This is a genomic window from Pseudomonas sp. JL2, assembly GCF_031570495.1.
In the GTDB taxonomy this organism is placed as follows: Bacteria; Pseudomonadota; Gammaproteobacteria; order Pseudomonadales; family Pseudomonadaceae; genus Aquipseudomonas; species Aquipseudomonas rhizophila.
Window position 1 is genome coordinate 1 of record NZ_JAKUDH010000025.1, and the last position, 18,650, is coordinate 18,650.

Genomic DNA, 18,650 nt, shown 5'->3' on the forward strand with positions numbered 1-18,650 from the left:
GGCGGTGATGGCCTCATCGCGAGCAGGCTCGCTCCCACAGAATTCAGTATCTGGACAGAAAGTGGGCGTGCAGAAACAACAAAGCCCTCGCATTTCTGCGAGGGCTTTGTTTTGTATGGTGCGGCACCAGGAATCGAATCAGAACATTTGTTATTGAAATTAAAGGTTAATTTTTAACTAAAAAACTATCTCTACCTCTATTTGTATCCTCAGATACACCCGAAGCTGACGGTTTTGGCTTGGTTGTCGCGCTTTTATTCCGACTTTTCACTAACAGAGTTTCGACATTCTTCGCTAGATGAGCCTCGTTCGATAAGAAATGGTGCTATAAAGCCACTAGTACAGCTGCACTGCCGGATAGCGATGCGTCGAGGTATCACCATAGGAAGTGGGAAATGGAAGAAATAAATGTACTGAAAGAAATTCGCGAGCTTAAAAGCCAGCTGTCATACGCTAAAAACCTCGGATTTTTTATGGGGGCAGGTACTTCCTGTGCATTAGGACTGCCAAATATCTCGCAATTAACTGTTCAGGTCGAAAAATCTTTAAGCGTCGAACTGCTAGAGCTTTTTAATATTATTAAAGCTGATTTGTCGAAACCGGCAGAGACAATCAGTATTGAAGATATTCTTAATCAAATAAGACGTATACGTGAAATTACTGAAGAGCGAGCCGATAGAGATTTTCTTGGAGTTACAGGCGTAAATGCTCGTGATTTAGATGTGGAAATATGTAAAAGTATTTATAATCTAATTACAGAAAAAGAGCTGGGCGCGGACCTCACAATCACAAAGAAATTTTTTGCATGGATGAACATGCAAAGTCGAGACTTTTCAAAAGAGGTTTTTACTACAAATTACGACTTGGTTATAGAAAAATCGCTTGAAGCTATTAGAGCGCCATATTTCGATGGTTTTGTTGGTTCTTATGAGCCATTTTTTTGGCAGGAAAGTGTTGAGAAACTCGTTCGAAGAAGCGACCTAACTCAAAATTGGATCCGCCTATGGAAAATTCATGGTTCTCTTAGTTGGTTTTGGAAGAAAGCTGCAAATCTGAAGTCACACAAAATTGTGCGTCTCGGAAAAGTTGAAAAAATAGAAGAAGAAAAAAATGAGATAGTTATTTATCCTTCAAAAGAAAAATATGATTCATCTCGTAGACAGCCCTTTCTGGTTTATTTTGATCGACTTAAAAATTATCTATTGAGCAGTGAGCTTCTTTTTGTTTTTAGCGGGTACTCATTTTTAGATCAGCATATTAATGAGATTATTTTCAATTGTTTGCGTCAAAATAATCGGCTCAGTGTGGTGGTGTTTTTTTATGCTGATAGCGAAGTTGAAAAACTACACGCTCTTTCAGCGGGGTATTTAAATCTATCGGTATTTGGGCCGACTACCGCAATCATTAATGGAACATTAGGGGCATGGCATTTTGATAAGGCGGAGCTCAAAAACAAAGAGAGTAGCGATAGTTTTTGGCACGAAGGTAGCAATAAGTTATTGCTAGGTGATTTCAATCATCTGGTGGAGTTTCTGGTAGGCAACTCAGGACGCCGTAGCGAAATTGAGGTGTCTATAGATGAAAACTGATTCGACATTTTTGGGTAAGGTCATTCGTGTTGACTCAAGCACTGTAGAAGTAGAGGTGTCATCCGAAATCCCCTCGGCTGCTCCAATAATAAACGGACGATTGTATAAGATCGGGCAGATTGGTACGTTTATAAAAATGCCGATGGGAAATATCACTATTTACGCTATCGTTGCAGCAGTAAGTGATAGGCCATTTGCAGACGATGATGAGGGCGAAAATCGTAATAGCTCGAAATTTCTTTCTGTTCAACTTATCGGCGAAAAAATTGGCGACGGAGAGTTTGAGAAAGGAGTTGGTACCTATCCGACAATAGATGACGAAGTACATTTAGTTATTGAGCAAGATTTGTTTGAGATTTACGGAGAAAAAGATGCTGGCTCCATTGAAATAGGAAAGCACTCCTCGTCCGACAACTTAGGTGTCTACGTAGATGCGCATAATTTGGTTCTACGGCATTGCGGTATTTTGGGGTCCACAGGAAGCGGGAAGTCAAACGCAACTGTAAGTATTCTAAAATCCATTTTGGATGGCTATGTTGGCTCAAGAGTCATGTTGGTAGATCCGCATGGAGAGTACGCTTCAGCTTTTCCTAACTCCAAAGTACTTCGAATTAATGAAGTCGTTGAGCCATTGGTTATCCCGTTTTGGCTCATGACATTTGAAGAGCTCGCTTATTTTTTGGTGGGGGCGGATTATCGTGATGAACAAAAAATTGAATATCGTTTGCTGCGCGATCTCGTAACTGAGTTAAAGCGGGAGAATGTTAATTTAAAATCAGGTGTAGTCAATCGTGATCTTATAACTGCGGACTCCCCAATTCCCTTCAGTGCTCGACGTCTATGGTACGAGATGAATTGGAGTATCAATGCCTCTTTTTCGACGAGTGTAAAAGATGAACAGTTGAAAAATACTGCTCAACAACTTGCACCTGGTGATGCGGAACAATTGATTCCGGCATCATTCGAAGCGTATGCAATGAATAATGCGGCACCTTATAAGTCGAAACATATGGAGTACTATTCATATGAGAAGAAACTACTTTCTCGCCTGAAAGACTCCCGATACGACTTTTTGTTTGATCCTGGGGATTATAAGACTGCTGACTCACCGAAAGATTTGCATGATTTACTAGCAGATTGGATAGGCTGCCCGCAGCGCTTAACAATTTTGGATCTCAGCGGTGTACCGTTTGAAGTCTTAGATATAACGATTGGATTGATCACAAGATTTGTTTACGACAGCATGTTTTGGGGGCGTCGAGAGCCATATACGGGTAAGCAAAGACCTCTCCTATTAGCGTTTGAAGAAGCTCATACGTATTTAGGAAAAAATGATAAAAGTAGTTATTCGAAAGCGGCCGTTGAAAAAGTTTTCAAAGAAGGGAGGAAGTTTGGTGTAGGGGCACTTGTGATTTCACAGCGGCCATCTGAATTATCTGAAACAATTCTTTCTCAAATCGGAACTTTGATAGCTCTTAGACTCACAAACTCAAGTGATCAGTCCATAGTGAAATCTGCGGCTCCTGATAATCTTAATAGCTTAATGGAGCTCCTGGCATCATTGCGCGTTGGAGAGGCTGTGATATCTGGAGAAGCTATAAAAATCCCATCCAGAGTTCGACTAAAGTTAAATTACCCGCGTCCGACTAGTGAAGATCCAAAACTGATTGAATGCTGGACTCATGATTTTCCTCCTGATGGAGAAAATTACAAGGCGGTAGTGACAAAAATACGTGAGCAAAAACTTTAAACAATGGAAATTCACATGGAACGTAGAAGCGTATCATCCAGCATGATTAGAAGTATTGGCTACGAGGATTCGAACTCTACTTTAGAGATTGAATTCAACAGTGGAGTGATTTGGAACTATTATGACTTTCCGCTTTCAAGTTGGTACGAGTTTGATGCGGCAGAATCACATGGAAAATTTTTTCACAGTTCTATAAAAGGGCATTACCGAGAAGCTCAAGTTGGTTGATTTGGAGTTTTTATAAAAATCTGCTAGGTATAAATCTTGACCGAGAGCTGTCAGTTGTAATTGGCAGCTTTTCGCTGTTATTTACGGGGTGTCTCATCACGATTTGTTATAGATGTTAAGTTTATGTTGAACTGCCAGGGTTTGCCTAATCGGAAAACGAGCAAACGTACAGTTAACAGGTAGTAATAACGCGTTGACGCAGCGTATCGGTTCACATGTTGTTTGAGAAACCAGACGAGGTGCTTTTACTGCCAACTCCACGGATTGTCTCGATGCCAGCGTTCAGAAATCGCCGCTTGAATGGCTCGGAAAAACAGGGTCCGACCACGATTTTCGATATTTAATTGAAAGCGAGGTCTGACCCCTATTCCCGCTACGCAGCTCCAAAGTTCGAGTTGGGTGAAAAACGGCGGAGCGTCTTCCACCAATGGACATTCAGGTTACCTCGCTTCCTGGCTTAGACTGGGGTTATAGCGCCGAGCTAAGCGGCAGTTTTTAAGTTGTGGTTTTGTGGATTATTCTTACGCAAAAAAAACACAAAGCCGCGAGTTAAAAACTGTACGGCGCACAAAGCGCGCGGTGCTTCAGCGAGTTGTTAGGTATTTTATTTTTTTAAGCAGAAGCCCAACGTCATGAGGTTTATTTTGGGTGAAAAATAACAACAAGGATAGTTGTTCAAAAAGTCCTTTTGCTGTTAGTAGCACATCTGAAACTTGTTCAGTAGTGTAGGAGATTTTATTGTGCTTGTAGAATGCCTTTAATATTTCACCTCTGCCGTGGGAGAATAATGAAAATTTTTCGTAGCTTGCCAAGCCGCTTTTGGTGAACTGCTTGAATGATTCTTTAAAATCACCAAATGAAACATGAGTATATTCTTCAAGTGCTTTGGTCATTAGAAAAAAGTTTGGGAAATCCTTTTTTCCATCTAGAAAATCCTCTACACAGGAATCCTTTTCTTTTTCAACAAACTCAAAATAGAAGCTTTTTACAAATAGCTCCAGAACTGTTCTCATTAGCAAAATGGCTGAGCTAAAGTGGTTGTTAGCTGTTAATATACAAATTGACTCGAGGTGGCAGCAAAACATTTTAAAATATGTGTAATTTATTCGTTGATACTGGTCGTCTAGATTCAGTTTTTGCTCATCAATAAGATCGTGGATGAAAACGAATAACTCATCAATATCTCTTAGAATGGCTTCTGTTTTTTGGCTTTCATTCATATTTATAACTCGGGATTGTGGTGACTTGACGTCTGGTTAGTGAGCGGATTTTAGCCCGTCCCAGCGAGCGATTTTAACCAGAGGCTAGGGGGCTGATGTTTCACAATTGTATTACACGTACCTTTCTTTTTTCTTTTTTTGAGTCGCGCCAAACCTCTACGCGAAATTGTTGGCCAATAGGTGGTTCTGGCTTAGGGCGCGGTGAGCGTGGTTGGCGCTTTTTATTGCTGATTTGTAGAAACACGTCTTGCTCAAAAGTATTTAGAGGTAACGTTAATTGCTTTGCTAGTAGAGGCGTGTTTTCAAATGAATTTTTCATTTCATTCATGAAATCTGGCTCGGATTTCGCTTCGTCGCCGAATATGACTTCAGCCTCAAGCATTGCTTGCTCAGCCGTAATTTTTCCTTGCTGAACTTTAAAGAATAATCGTTGTAACTCGCCTAAAGAACCACTATGTTTTTTGATTATTGGTTTGACTTCATTGGACGAGAAAGGCGTAGTCGCGTGAGTAGCCAGAAAATCGCCTATTGAGCTTATTTGGCCTTGTATTGTTTGAACTCCCGATATGAACGAGCCATATTGGCCTATACCCATATAAAGTGCGTAAAGCGCTGCTGCAATTTTAGCCCCACCTTTTATTGAGCCTTCTTCAACTTCAAGCGCAAGTGCATAATCTGGGATTTTTAATACTTGTTCTACATATGCCTCCCACTCATCGAACAACTTAGTCGAATATTTTTCGAGCTCATGCCGTGGCAGGCTCGGTACGTCAATATAAAAATCTGTGGCTCCGAGATCGATCATGTTTCATCCATGTACTGTATTGACGTACCCTAACTTATATTGGGCGAGATGCTATGTCGCATCCAAATACGACATAGGCGATTCGATCCCTTTCGAGCATTTCTAGCTGTAGGCTATCGTTTTGCCAGTATAGTGTCCACTGACGGTTCCTGGCCGTTTCTGACCTTCGTCTAGCGGCTGAACTGTCAGGATTTTCCTAAGCGATGAGTGAGTAATTGCATGGTCAGCAAATAGTAATAGCGCGTCGATTCAGTGTGCTGGCTTAGGTGGTGATTCAAAAACCACGCAAGGTGTTTTCTCTGCCAAGTCCATGGATTGTCCCGTTGCCAGCGATCAGTGATTGCTGCTTGGATGGCCTTCGCCTGACGCAGGTGGCGTTGGCGCGTGGTGTGCGATCCGGTCAGGACGCCTGACAGGAATAGTTCCATATCGAATACCTTGCTCATACCCGACCACCAATGTAAGCGGCCACCACGACGATACGGTTGTGCCCCAGCTCATAGCTGATTTGTACTCGGGCTTCCTGATCGAGACGTCGGTCGAGCTGATAGCAATGGCCACCGTTGATGGGGGCGGGATGGTGGGTGATTTGCTCATAGCGTTCGCACGCATAGGCTACCCGCAATTCGTGGAAGCCTTTGAGGTTGTACTGATGGAGGATGTCCCGTGCAGGACGGACGATTCCCCGTTGGAAATCGAGGTAGCTTTCGTTCGGTGCAAGTAGGTTGCGGCTACCGTCGGGTGAGACCTGTTCGGCGAATCTCAGCGCCTCGCGAATATGATCATCCGCCCTGATCCAGCGAGGTGCCGAGGCACCTGAGCGGCCCCCCTTGGTGCCATCCTGGATGTTGATCTTGCCGTATTGTTCGGCCTCACGTTTTAAGCGCGGAAGGTCGGCCAAAATGGCCTCACGTAAGCGCATGCCGGTGGCTCGCGCTAATTGAGCGATGGCCGCGGCACGCGGCGGCTGGTGTGCGCAAAGCACCTCTACGACCCTCTTCACATGTTCGCGGTCTTGGCCTTGCGGCACCGAACGACGAACACTGGTGCGCCGCATTCCTAGCGCCTTGCTCGGACTCGGTACTTTCACATACTGATCACCGCGAAGCGCTGCCAGGGTCCGATTGACGCTGGACAATCGGTTTTGCGCAGTGGCGATGGCGAGATCGCTGCGCTCAACCAGGTGACGCAGATGCTCCGCATAATCCAGCAAGGTCTGCCGATCAATCTGCCGTGCGTCATTAATTCCCGGGCCATCCTCCGACCGACACCAGCGTACAAACGGCAGCCACCGATCACTGTGTGCTTTGACCGTCCCGTAATGCCCGCCGCCAAACAGATCACGTAGCGCCTGTGGCCCGGCATAACTCAGTTGCCGGCCATAGCCAAAATTGCGCCCGTCACGTTTACCTACCAGTGCCATGATCAGATTCCTGTCGAAGCCAAATCTTTGAAGCTTTCCCCACGTCATCCCGCCAAGAATGTTGAGTGTTATCAGGGATCAAGGCCCCTGCGGCCTGTGAGGGTTGTCCACTAACGCGGGACTGGCGGCTCCTTACGACCGGGAGCTTGGGCATCTCGTGATCTGGCCTCCTGAACACTTCCGAGGAAGTGGGCGGGTGGAGGCTGCGCTGGCTGACGAGACCCGTGCCGCGAGATCCTGAGTCGGGTGAAGGCAGTGATGCGATGACCGGTGCATGCCTGACTGTCAGTCAGGTGCAGTCCATTCCCTGGGCTGCGGCACCATCATCTGCGTCGCTGTTGCTGGTGACTTCGGTGTTTGTCACGCCGATTGTCACGAGGGGAAATGCCGCAATGCCTTGTACGAGTTGGGCTGCAGCAGCGGTAGGAGCGCCCGTCTCTTTCCGGAAGAAAGAGACGGGCGCAGGTTGGCGCAAGGAAATGGCCAAGTGGCTAGGTTGCTGCAGGGCAGCTATGAAAGGGGATGAGTTGCCGCAGTGGGCACACTGGTAAAAGTAGGCATCCATCACATCGCTGTGACCGTGCGAGCCGCCGGACGCTAATCGCACTTTGGGAGAACCACCACGGTGTGGCGTAGCCTTAAAGGTTCTGGCTACCTGGGTTGCTGTCAGCGACAGCGATTTGCCAGATCTTTTCTACGCCTGTGGATAATTCGGGTCAAGCTCGAATTTTTGGGAGTTCTGCGGCTGTGGATGAAATTATCCACCGGTGGAAATCTGTGGTTTTCCACAGACAGTTGCGTGGGCTTTAGATTTTTTAAGTGAGGTCCATCCAAGCTGGGCGGCTTTGCAGCCCTGTTTGGATGGACCCGCGTGGACAAGCGGATCACTGAGATATGAAGACCGAGCGCTTACTCGGCTGCGCCACGTTTTGCTTTTAGGCGAGTGACGTTCGCTCCGGTCTGGTTTGCGAATTCGTGTGGAGTGACATGCTCCTGCCGGTTGGCCTCCAGATACCGGCTCCACCAGTTCATGATCAGCCTGCGCTCCTCGATGAACTCGGCCTTGTGGATGTAAGCGGCGCGGACGTTGTTGCGCTCCTTGTGGCTCATCTGCCGTTCAATGGCTGTCTCCGACCACAATCCTGACTCGATCAGTGCGCTGCAGGCCATCGAACGAAATCCATGCCCGCAGATATCGGTTTTGGTGTCGTATCCCATCGTCCGAAGCGCGTTGTTCACGGTATTTTCGGACATGGGCTTCCAGGGTTTGGCATCCCCTGCGAAGACCAATGCGAATTTACCGGTGAGGGCGTGGATCTGTTCAAGCAGGGTCACCGCTTGCGGCGATAAGGGTACTAAATGGATATCCCCTGCCATCTTCGTACCCCTTGTGGAAAAGGGTACTCCCTCCAACGCGGGTCGAGTGTCCGGTATCTCCCAGGTGCCCCGTTTGAGGTCGAACTCGCTCCAGCGTGCGAAACGCAGTTCGCTGGATCGTACAAACACATGCAGCGACAGCATCACCGTCAAGCGGGTAAGTGCCCGGCCTTTATAGGTGTCGATCCGCTCCTGCAGTTCCGGCAGTCGCGATAAGGGTAGAGCGGGGCGATGTACCACCCGCGGGGCTTTGATCGAGCCTTCGAGATCGTAAGCAGGGTTTATGGTGATAAGCCGGAGGCGCTTTGCCTCGCGCATGATGCTCTGCAGGTAATTTTGTACCCTTAAAGCAACGTCGATCGTTCCGCGCTTCTTGATCGCTTCCAAGGGCTGCATAAGGTCATGGGTGTCGAGATCAACAATGGCGCTTGCGCCGATCAGCGGGAATACGTGGGTTTTGAGGCGGCTCATCACTGTCTTGGAATGGCCTGGTGCCCACTTGGCCGACATTTCCGTATGCCAGTCGAGCGCAACGCTTTCAAAGGTTCTGCCTTTGATTACGGCTTCCGCCTTGGCTTGGTGCTTGGTCTCTATAGGGTCAACGCCATCCGCCAGCATTCGCTTAACTTCCAAGCGCTTGCGGCGCGCATCGGCGAGGCCAATGACGGGGTAGTTGCCGAACGAGGTCAGTCCTTCGCGTCCATCAGGTTTGACGTAACGGAGCCGCCAGCCTTTGCGGCCATTGGGTTGGACTAGGAGGTAGAGACCATCGCCGTCGAAAAGCTTGTAGGCGCGGTCTGTAGGTTTTGCCAAGCGGCAAGCTGCGTCGGAGAGCGGAGCTGTGGTGCGCGACATAAGGGTACTCCCTTTTATCGAAGTGACCTGTATCCCAAACTCTACCCTTAAAACGGTTGGAATCCACCAGTTTCTGACGGAAACCGATGGAACGCTAAAACGAAAAAACCCGCCAGAAGGCGGGTTTTTCGGGGGTTCCAGAGATTTTGAAAGCCTTCTCTGGAACCTTGTATGGTGCCGGCACCAGGAGTCGAACCCGGGACCTACTGATTACAAGTCAGTTGCTCTACCAACTGAGCTATACCGGCGTGTGGGCGACGATTATAGCGATTGGGTGCGTTCTGTAAACCCCTGAATTCTGACTATTTTTGCAGGACCTCGGCTCAGGCGCGGCGCACGAGGTTGCGCACTTTCTGCAAGGTTCGCCAGGTACGGCTGTTTTGCACGGCATGGAGTTGGGCTTCGGCCCGTTCGGCGCGTTGCAGGGCGGCGGTGAGTTGCTGGTCGGGTTCGCTCAGGGGGTGGCTGAATTTGTGGCCTTTGCAGAACTGGAATCCGTCGAGGTTGCACGGGGGGATGTCGAAAGCGGGTTTGAGCGCCAGGTGTTCTTCGGCGAGGTAAAAGGTGTTGAGGCCGTCGAACAGGATGGAGTGGTAGCCGGCGTCGGTGACGAGGGTTTCCCAGGTCTGGTCGCGGGCCCATGGGGTTTCGATGAGGATGATCCAGGGGCGCCAGCGGGTGAAGTCCATGCCGCGCAACACGGTTTCTTCGTGGCCTTCGACGTCGATTTTCAGAAAGTGGATGGGGCGGTCCTGGGCGTATTGCTCGCAGATCGAAGTCAGGGTGCGGGACTGGACGGTCTGCTTGCTTACCTTCATGCCCGCGTCGCGGTGCTGTTGGGCGACGCTGGCTTCGACGGTGGACAGGCCCGTGTCGGCGATGGTGTAGAAGGTCAGGCTGTCGGCGTTTTCGCCGGCTACGCATTGCAGGTTGATGTCGTTTGGCCGTTCTTGGCAGAGAGCGTCGTAGTAGGCCTGCACCGGTTCGATGTTGATCCCGTGCCAGCCGTGATCGTAGAACGCCCGGGTCACGGAATCATCTGTTGGATGATTGGCGCCTACGTCCAGATAAAAGCCGTTTTCCACCGATTGAAGGGCGCGCCACAGGCGTATGTCTTCGAAGTTCTGTGCGTAGGAAATGAACGTCACGGCCAGTCCTTGTGTGTGTCGGCATTGTGTCAATCACGATACGAAAGGCTGTTGTACTGCACAGGCGCGATGGGCGCAATTGCTGGCGTGTGGGAGCACTGAGTTCGGCGGTTATGTCGTTTTGCTTGAACGCTTATGCACAACGGGCGGGGTGGGGCGACTGCCATCTTGCGATTTTGTGACAGCTTTCTCGTTTGCTCGCAAATGCCTGTTTTAATGGTTTTTTATCCATATGAACAAAAAATGACCAGCCTCGCTTCCAGCAGAAAATCGCGGATTAATTGGATCCAAGACAATTTCATCAACAGAGTTATCCACAGGCTGTTTCATGTCAGCGACGTTCGGCCAGCAGCATCAGATTTCGCGGCGTGAGGGGCGTTTCGCAGAAGATGCCGAGGCGGACGTGGTAGTTTTTTTGGCTGAGGAAAAGGGCCCGATCCAGCACCAGCCACAGCTCAAGAGGCCGCCGGAAAAGGCCGCGGACCAATTCCAGGTTGCGCACTTGGGCCAGACGTTGATGACCGGCCGCTTCCAGTGCCGACCAGTCAGGCGAGCCGACTGTGGATAAGTCTTTCAGGGCTGCCAGATCGGTGCAGTACTCGATGAAGGATTTTTCCAGCCAGGCGCTGGGGAGCGAGGGGGTAGGCAGATACTCGTCGCGGCCCCGGATCTGTCGTTGCAGCAGGTCAAAGCTCAGGCGCCGAGCCATGGACTGGTCCCGTTGCCGCCGGATGCGGGCGCCGGCGGTGACGGTTTCGGTCAGTGGCAGGCTGAGATCATCGAGCGTTAGCTGTAGGACCGAACCCTTGGCCGCGTCGGACAGTGGTTGATAACGTTCAGCACTGATGCGGTTGTAGCAGCACGGGGCGATTGCCAGTTGCGTGCAACCAGCGGCGCTCGCCAATTGCATCAGGCGCACATGCAGGTCGCCGCAGGCGTGCAGGGCTACCGGTGTGTGTTCAGGGCGGATCGCCAGGCCTGCCTCTGCCGCCAGCACGTCTTGCTGCAAGTGCGTGGCGGGCAGACGGTGGCGTTGGCTCAGTTGCTGGCCGCTGGCGACCAGGGCTGGGTCGTATTCCAGGCAAGTCAGTTGTTGTTCAGCCTGCAGCAAGCGTCGGCCAAGATGACCTTTGCCGGCGCACCAATCGAGCCAGTGGGTCGGTTTGGTAGCGAAGTGCAGGCGGCTGGCGAAGGCTTCGATTTGCTGCCATTTGCGCCCTGGCACGTCGACGCTGAGGCGATGGGCGGCGGTTTCGAGCTCTTTGCCCGGCAGTTCTGCGACGACGCTCAACGCATGGGAAATGCCCGCCAGTTCTGGAAATGGCGCGGGTGCATGTTGAATCAGCCAGGGTTGGTGATGGTCGTTTTCTGCGTGTTCCAGCGAACGCTGCCGTAGCCATTGGGCCAGCTCAGGGTAGGACCGTTCCCATGGCAGTTGCAGATGGGTGAACGGACGCGGTTTCCACAATGCCTGGTGCGTTGTGAGAAAAGCATCCAGCGCGGTGAAACGGGCGAGTAACGCCTCGCCCGTCAACACGCCGCTGTCAGCGTCCTTGGCAGGCATCGACGCGCAACCAGCGCTCCAGCTGTTTGAAGCCCTGCACCAGCACGAACGCCATCAGCAGGTAGAACATGCCGGCCGCGAAGAAGATTTCCACCGGCAGGTAGGTCCGAGCAATGATGGTCCGGGCCATACCGGTCAGCTCCAGCAGGGTCACGGTGCTCGCCAGGGCGCTGGCCTTGAGCATCAGGATCACTTCGTTGCTGTAGGCCGGCAGGCCGATGCGCGCGGCGCGAGGCAGGATGATGTAGAACAACGCCTTGGGTCGGGACATGCCCAGGGCTCGCGCGGCTTCGATTTCACCACGAGGGATGGCCTGGATCGCGCCGCGCAGGATCTCGGCGATGTAGGCGGCGGTGTGCAGGGTCATGGTGGCCGTGGCGCACCAGAACGGATCCCGCAGATAGGGCCACAGCGAACTGCTGCGCACGGCGTCGAACTGCGCCAGACCGTAGTAGACCAGGAACAGCTGAACCAATAACGGCGTGCCACGGAAAAAGAAAATGTAGGCGTAGGGTAACGCCCGCACGTACCACAGGCGTGAGGAGCGGGCGATGCCCAGCGGAATCGCCAGCAGCAGACCGGCGATCACGGCGATGGCGACCAGCTCCAGGGTCAGTGTCGCGCCTTGTGCCAGTTTCGGCAGCCACTTGATGATGACTTCCCAGTTCATTGGGTGCTCCTGGCAAAGCCGCGGGCGGCACGTCGTTCCAGAAAATGCATGCCGATCATGGCCAGCACGGTAAGGCCCAGGTACATGAACGCGGCCACCATATAGAAGGTGAACGGTTGCTTGGACACGGTCACGCCGATTTGCGCGTGCCGCATGATTTCTTCCAGGCCGATCACCGACACCAGCGCGGTGTCTTTCATCAGGATCATGAACAGGTTGCCCAGCCCGGGCAGGGCGATGCGCCACATCTGCGGCATGATCAGTCGAGTGAAGATCCGCCACTTGGACAACCCCAGCGCCACGCCAGCTTCGCGATGGCCCTTGGGAATGGCCAGGATCGCGCCGCGAAATACTTCCGTGGCGTAGGCGCCAAAGCACAGGCCCAGGGCGATGACGCCAGCGGCGAAGGCGTTGAGGGAAAGGTCCGGGTTACCGAAGTATTCGCCCAGGGCACGCATGAGATTGACGGTGCCGAAGTAGATCAGCAGCACCCAGAGCAATTCGGGGATGCCGCGAACCAGTGTCGAATAAGTGCCGCCCAGCCATTGCAGCGGCTTGTACGGGGAAGTCTTGGCCAAGGCGCCGAGCAAGCCGAGCACCAGCCCCAGGCAGAGGGCCGAGAGCGCCAGTTTGACGGTCATCAGCGCGCCAGCGGCGAGCGCCGGGCCGAATCCGTAGAGATCGATCATCATGGGTGTGTGTTCATATCGCGGCAGGCTTTGCTAAGGGCCGGCGTCGCAATGAAGCGGCGCCGGCCAGGCACGTCAGTATCAATAGATGCTGAACGGGAAGTACTTGTCGTTGATCTTTTTATAGGTGCCGTCGGCAACGATTTCCTTGAGCGCGGCGTTCAGCTTGTTGCGCAGTTCGTCGTCACCCTTGCGCACCGCGATACCGATCTTGTCGCTTTCTACCACCGGGTCGCCTTTGAATTCGAAGGCGGCGCCGTCTTTGCTCTTGAGCCATTCGTATTGCACGTATTTGTCCGCCAGGATGGCGTCAACGCGGCCCGAGAGCAGGTCCAGGTAAGCGTTTTCCTGGGTATCGTAGAGCGTGACCTTTACGTTGTAGTCATCTTCCATGTTGCGGTCTTCCAGCCAGGTGCCGGCCAGCGTGGCGCGTTGTGCGCCAATGGTCTTGCCGCTCAGGTAGGCCTTGTCGGTCTTGAAGTCTTCGGTGGCCTTCGGTGCGATGAATTGCAGCTTGTTGGAGTAGTACGGTTCGGTGAAGTCCACGGCCTGCTTGCGTTCCTCGGTAATCGACAGCGAGGAGATCAGGAAGTCGAACTTCTTGGCGTTCAGGGCCGGAATGATGCCGTCCCAGTCGGAGGTCACCACGCTGCATTCGACTTTCATCTTGGCGCACAGGGCGTCGCCAATGTCCTTGTCGAAGCCGACCACGTTGCCACTGGCATCTTTGTTATTGAACGGCGGGTAGGCCGCTTCGATGCCCATCTTCAGTTTCTCAGCGGCCATGGCGCTGGCCGAGAAGACCAGACTGGCGGCAGCGGCCAGGAGGAATTTCTTGTAGGTCTGCATATGTACTGCTCCGTTAGCGGTTGCTGGACATGAATTGTTTGCAGCGCGCCGAAAGCGGGTTTTCGAAGACCTGCTGTGGCGATCCTTGCTCCTCGACCAAGCCTTGATGAAGGAACACCACTTCGCTGGAAACCTGACGGGCGAAGCCCATTTCGTGAGTCACCAGCAGCATGGTGCGGCCTTCTTCGGTCAGGGCGCGGATCACACTAAGTACTTCCTGGACCATTTCCGGGTCAAGGGCAGAGGTGGGTTCGTCGAACAGAATCACTTTAGGCTGCATCGCCAGAGTGCGGGCGATGGCGGCGCGCTGCTGCTGACCACCGGAAAGCTCGGCAGGGTAGGCATGACGCTTGTCGGCGATGCCGACCTTGGCCAGCAAGGCCTCGGCCACTTCCACGGCCTCGGCCTTGCTCTGGCCGAGCACCCGGCGCGGGGCTTCGATGATGTTGTCGAGCACGCTCATGTGCGGCCAGAGGTTAAAGTTTTGAAACACAAAACCGATTTCGCTGCGCATGCGGTTGATCTGTTTGCCATCGGCGGCCACCAGTTCACCGTTTTTCGCGGCCTTGAGCTTGAGTTCTTCGCCGGCCACCAGGATCTGGCCCTGGTTGGGATTTTCCAGCAGGTTGATGCAGCGCAGGAATGTGGACTTGCCGGAACCGGAGGAACCCAGGATCGAGATCACATCGCCGTCGCGGGCGGTCAGCGAGACGCCTTTGAGCACCTCCAGCTTTCCGTAGCGTTTGTGCAGGTTGCGGATTTCAAGCGCGGGCGTGGCCTGGGCCATGTGCGGTCCTCATGGTGTGTGCTCCCTTGCTGTTGGCGGCCTTCCTGGCGAGGCGGCCAAGCTAGCATAGCGTCCGAATGGCAGCCAACAGCGCTACGGGTGGTAAACCGCGAATGTGCGGCAGGTTGTCGCATCGGCGCAGCAGACTGTCGCGCCATCAACAACCGAACGGCCGTTCGAACTCTGTTTACCGGTAAAAATCCCGGGGAGTCGCGTAAAAAAAGGCGCGATGGTGCCAGCTTTGGCTGGGGGTTGGAAGGGTTAATCGGATGAGTGTTGCCGTTGTGCGTTTTTATCGTCCATAGGAAGTTTTAGCTGGCTGTCTTCTTCTCCGTGAGGCTGATCGCGTTCTATTCGCTGGCGGGCTCTTCCATCAACTGACGATAACGATCCAGCGCCTCGCTGAAGTCCTTGATGAACTCCGGGGTGCTGAGCCAGCGCTGGGCCGTCTCGCGATCCATGTCGTCGGCCCACATGCGGTAGTCGACCAGCATGTCCGCGGCCAGGTTGGTGGCGGCCATGCTTTCGTTCTCGGCGTTTTTCAGGTCCAGCAGGCCGGGGCGTTCGCTGATCATCACGCTCAGGGACGCGAGCAGCGTGTCGAGCATTTCGCTACGGCTGATGGCCTCGGCTTCGCGTAGCTTGGCGAACAGCTCGAGCACATAGACCGGTGGCTGGGCGGTGGCGTGGGCCGGGTCGCCATACATGGGGATGGATTTACGCCCGCTCATGCGGATTTGCTTGGCTTTGTCTTTGGCACGCTTGGCGCGTTTTTGCTGTTTGTTCAGTGAGGCCATTGGGCTTCGGTTTCCAGTTTGTTAGGGGGCGATGCCCGGCTCAGTTGATTTTCGGCACGGTAAAGCTGAATTCGCTGCCCTTGCCTGGCTGGCTTTCGGCGTGCAGTTTACCGCCATGGGCCTGGACAATCCCCTTGGAAATATACAAACCCAGTCCGGTGCCGTTCGGGTTGCCTTCCTTGACTGTCCAGTAGCGGTCAAACACGTGAGGCAACTGCTCCGGTTTGATTCCTTCGCCGGTATCACGAACGCTGAACACGATCTCGTCACCCACCGACATCGCGCTGATGCCCACGCTACCTTGCTGGGGGGTGAACTTGATGGCGTTTCCGATCAGGTTCGACAGCACCTGGAACAACCGCTCGGGGTCGGCATTGATCTTGAGATTGGGTTCGGCGTGGAACGAAATATCGATGGCCTTGGCGGTTGCCAGCGGCGTCAGCAGCGAGCAGGCGTCTTCGAATATCTGGCTGACGTCCAGCGGCTGGGGATGGATGGTGTAGCGCCCGGCGTCGATGCGCGAAGTGTCCAGCAGGTCTTCGAGCAGAACGTTCATGCGGCTGGCGGCCTGTTGCATGGTGTCGATGGCTGAAGCAATTCGCTTGGAGCTATGGGAGCCGTCGGAGCTGAAGGACTTTTGCATCATGCCGCAGAGCATGGATATGACCGTCATCGGGTTGCGCAGGTCATGGGACACCACCGCCACCAGCTCATCACGCGCCTGCACCGCCTGACGCTCCTTGTGGACTTGCCGGGCCAGATCGTTTTCCAGCGCTGAGCGGCGCAGGTCGTTGGCGGCAAACAGATCGCCGTGGGTCCACTTGGTACTGATGCCGGCCATTTCGACTTTCCAGATTTCGAAAGACGTTCGCGGTCGCAGGCGCAAACCTGTCTCGCTGCTTTCCAGGTCCAGAGGTTTTTGCGGGTCGCCGCTCCACTGGATGGTTTGCTTCACCTCGGGGCGGAACCACAGCACGCCATTTTCCACAGGCTTGGGCAGGTGGATCGCCAGCACACCGCTCGCCACGTCCTGATAGGCCTGGGCTGGAGCGAAAACGCTGCTCAGGTTGTGGTGGGAGAAAACGGGCTGGTCGGTCTCCAGCATCCATTTATGCAGCTCGCGGATCTGCTCCGCTTTCGGGCACTGGCCATGGCGGTGCAGCTTGTTGTCCTCGAGGATCGCGACGCCGGTGGCGCCGGTCAGGTCCATCAGCCTTTGGGGTTCGCGGGACAAGCCGTCAAAGACATTGTCGCTGGACTCGGCCATGGCCGTGGCGAGAACCTTGAGGTCGTCAAGCTTGGCGTCCCGTTGGCGGGTCAGCTCCAGTGCTTCCATGGCGCTGATCTGCAGCGACAGCACTTGGCCGATGGTCTGGCAGGCCATGCGCATTTCATGGGGCACGAGCAGGGGGTGACGGTTGCCGCAACTGATCAGGCCCCACAGTCGGTCGCCTTCCATCAGGGAAATGCTCATGGACGACAGCACACCCATGTTTTTCATGTATTGGCGGTGGATCGGCGAGACGCTACGCAGGGTGGAAAAGCTCAGGTCCAGGGGTGTCTGAGTGTCGGGACGCAACTGCGGGACCAGCGGTACCGGCGTGTAGTCAGCGTTGGGGATGATCCGCAGCCAGTTGGTGCGATACAGCTCCCGGGCCTGTTCAGGGATATCCGATGCCGGAAAAAACAGGCCTTTGTAGAGCTCCATCGACGGCGCGCTGGCCTCGGCGATCACCTGGCCGTGGCCTTCTTCTTCGAAGCGATAGATCAGCACCCGGTCGTAACCGGTCATGGCCTGAATTTCCCGAACGCTGATTTCGTACAGAGCCTGAAGGCTTTTCGCGCTTTGCAGGCGTTGCAGCATGCGCCCCAGGTTGGCTTCGCCGCTGACACCTTCGGGACGGTAGTCGCTCAGGTGCTGTTCCAGTTCGACGATCAGGGCGCCTTGATGGCGGTGGACCAGGGCGTCAAAACGCAACTGGTTCACGACAATCTCCACGGGCGCGTTGTCCCCGTCCGCATCGGCGCGACAGGCCTTGAGGACGGCTTGGGCCTGCTGCTGCCCGAACAGTGCGTCCAGCGTCTGGCCGGGGAGATCGTGAGAATCGTGCCCCATCAATTGCAATACGTTGGCGCTGACCTGTCGGATGACGAAGTCGGGTTCGGACAGCATCAGTAGCACGCCATGAGGCTGGATGGCCCCGGGGAAGCGAATCGGTTCGTCTGCACAATTGGCCAGCAGTTCTTCGAAGGCTTCCTGGTTTTCCGGGGTCATAACAATACCTTTTGGCTGTCCAGCCAGTGTTCAAAATGAGTAAACGTCGCTTTGGCGGCACGTGTGACTTCGAGCGTTTGGGCGTAGCCAAGGTTCCTGTCGCCCAAATACTGAAGGAAGTCCTTCCAGCGCCGACCGGTGAGTTCGCCATACACATTGAGAAACGCCGCGCCGCTGGAGGCATCAAGACCGAGCTGTTCGGCGACTCTGCGCCGCAGGATCTGCCCCCCGAGAGTTGCACCTTCCAGCACATAGGAAACTCCCAGGGCGGCGGCACGGGAATCGATCTGCGGCAGGTCCCGGCAGGTGGGCAGTGCCTCGATAGCGTGGTCATCCAGGCCCAATGCCGTGAGATCCGCCTGCAGTACGGGAAGCTTGATCCGCAGGGATTGGTCCAACCCCGTCGGTGTCAGCGTCAGTACATGAAGTCGCTGTTCCAGCGGTTTATAAAAACCGTAGTAGGCGGCCATCAGGCGCCGGTACAGGTCGAGGTCCAACTGTTCGGAGAAAAACGGCAAGCGTTTTTCCAGGGCGACGTGCAGCTCAGCGGTTTCGGTCCGCAATGCCTGAATCAGAGAAGGGGGAGGCGCGGCCGGTGACATGCGGGATAGAGCTCGTTGACTG

Annotated in this window: 17 protein-coding genes and 1 tRNA gene; 3 read left to right on the top strand and 15 right to left on the bottom strand. The window is 53.6% G+C overall.

What is annotated here, in order from left to right; translation table 11 throughout:
- Positions 1-395: 395 nt before the first annotated feature.
- The 3 genes from MKS85_RS24335 to MKS85_RS24345 are packed head-to-tail and all read left to right on the top strand — an operon-like array spanning position 396 to position 3,567.
- A complete protein-coding gene (locus MKS85_RS24335; RefSeq protein ID WP_310663142.1) occupies positions 396-1,589 on the top strand; it encodes an SIR2 family protein in 1,194 nt (397 codons plus the stop codon).
- A complete protein-coding gene (locus MKS85_RS24340) occupies positions 1,579-3,339 on the top strand; it encodes a helicase HerA-like domain-containing protein (protein WP_310663143.1) in 1,761 nt (586 codons plus the stop codon). The genes MKS85_RS24335 and MKS85_RS24340 overlap by 11 nt, the downstream gene beginning before the upstream one ends.
- A gap of 15 nt (positions 3,340-3,354) precedes the next feature.
- Positions 3,355-3,567, top strand: a complete 213-nt coding sequence (locus MKS85_RS24345) for a KTSC domain-containing protein (protein ID WP_310663144.1) — start codon at positions 3,355-3,357, stop codon at positions 3,565-3,567.
- 584 nt (positions 3,568-4,151) lie between these two features.
- Here MKS85_RS24345 and MKS85_RS24355 read toward each other — a convergent pair.
- The 15 genes from MKS85_RS24355 to MKS85_RS24425 all read right to left on the bottom strand — a co-directional run bounded on the left by MKS85_RS24355 (position 4,152) and on the right by MKS85_RS24425 (position 18,628).
- On the bottom strand, positions 4,152-4,787 hold the full coding sequence (locus MKS85_RS24355) for a hypothetical protein (protein ID WP_310663145.1): 636 nt from the start codon (positions 4,785-4,787) through the stop codon (positions 4,152-4,154).
- A gap of 100 nt (positions 4,788-4,887) precedes the next feature.
- On the bottom strand, positions 4,888-5,592 hold the full coding sequence (locus tag MKS85_RS24360) for a hypothetical protein (RefSeq protein WP_310663146.1): 705 nt from the start codon (positions 5,590-5,592) through the stop codon (positions 4,888-4,890).
- A gap of 185 nt (positions 5,593-5,777) precedes the next feature.
- Entirely contained in the window at positions 5,778-6,038 is a 261-nt protein-coding gene (locus MKS85_RS24365; RefSeq protein ID WP_310663147.1) for a hypothetical protein, read from the bottom strand.
- Positions 6,035-7,015 (bottom strand): integrase domain-containing protein, encoded by a 981-nt coding sequence (locus MKS85_RS24370; RefSeq protein ID WP_310663148.1) that lies wholly within the window; start codon positions 7,013-7,015, stop codon positions 6,035-6,037. Before MKS85_RS24370 ends, MKS85_RS24365 begins: the two co-directional genes overlap by 4 nt.
- Before the next feature lie 909 nt (positions 7,016-7,924).
- A complete protein-coding gene (locus MKS85_RS24375; protein WP_310663149.1) occupies positions 7,925-9,247 on the bottom strand; it encodes an integrase arm-type DNA-binding domain-containing protein in 1,323 nt (440 codons plus the stop codon).
- Between the two features lie 172 nt (positions 9,248-9,419).
- Positions 9,420-9,495, bottom strand: a tRNA-Thr gene (locus MKS85_RS24380).
- Positions 9,496-9,570: 75 nt separating this feature from the next.
- Positions 9,571-10,395, bottom strand: coding sequence for an FkbM family methyltransferase (locus MKS85_RS24385; protein WP_188251773.1), 825 nt, complete (start codon positions 10,393-10,395; stop codon positions 9,571-9,573).
- Between the two features lie 331 nt (positions 10,396-10,726).
- The gene (locus tag MKS85_RS24390; protein WP_188251774.1) at positions 10,727-11,959 is read right to left on the bottom strand and encodes a methyltransferase; all 1,233 of its coding nucleotides are present in this window, start codon (positions 11,957-11,959) and stop codon (positions 10,727-10,729) included.
- Positions 11,940-12,629, bottom strand: coding sequence for an ABC transporter permease (locus MKS85_RS24395; RefSeq protein ID WP_047226885.1), 690 nt, complete (start codon positions 12,627-12,629; stop codon positions 11,940-11,942). The genes MKS85_RS24390 and MKS85_RS24395 overlap by 20 nt, the downstream gene beginning before the upstream one ends.
- Complete coding sequence (locus tag MKS85_RS24400; RefSeq protein ID WP_076383342.1) at positions 12,626-13,321, bottom strand: ABC transporter permease; 696 nt, start codon at positions 13,319-13,321, stop codon at positions 12,626-12,628. Before MKS85_RS24400 ends, MKS85_RS24395 begins: the two co-directional genes overlap by 4 nt.
- Before the next feature lie 78 nt (positions 13,322-13,399).
- Positions 13,400-14,167 (bottom strand): ABC transporter substrate-binding protein, encoded by a 768-nt coding sequence (locus tag MKS85_RS24405; RefSeq protein ID WP_188251775.1) that lies wholly within the window; start codon positions 14,165-14,167, stop codon positions 13,400-13,402.
- A 13-nt stretch (positions 14,168-14,180) separates the two neighbouring features.
- Positions 14,181-14,954 (bottom strand): ABC transporter ATP-binding protein, encoded by a 774-nt coding sequence (locus MKS85_RS24410; protein WP_188251776.1) that lies wholly within the window; start codon positions 14,952-14,954, stop codon positions 14,181-14,183.
- A gap of 350 nt (positions 14,955-15,304) precedes the next feature.
- Positions 15,305-15,751, bottom strand: a complete 447-nt coding sequence (locus tag MKS85_RS24415; RefSeq protein ID WP_047226889.1) for a hypothetical protein — start codon at positions 15,749-15,751, stop codon at positions 15,305-15,307.
- Between the two features lie 40 nt (positions 15,752-15,791).
- Complete coding sequence (locus MKS85_RS24420) at positions 15,792-18,026, bottom strand: ATP-binding protein (RefSeq protein WP_310663150.1); 2,235 nt, start codon at positions 18,024-18,026, stop codon at positions 15,792-15,794.
- Positions 18,023-18,628: a biliverdin-producing heme oxygenase gene (locus MKS85_RS24425; RefSeq protein WP_188251778.1), complete on the bottom strand. Its 606-nt coding sequence runs from the start codon at positions 18,626-18,628 to the stop codon at positions 18,023-18,025. Before MKS85_RS24425 ends, MKS85_RS24420 begins: the two co-directional genes overlap by 4 nt.
- Positions 18,629-18,650: the final 22 nt, after the last annotated feature.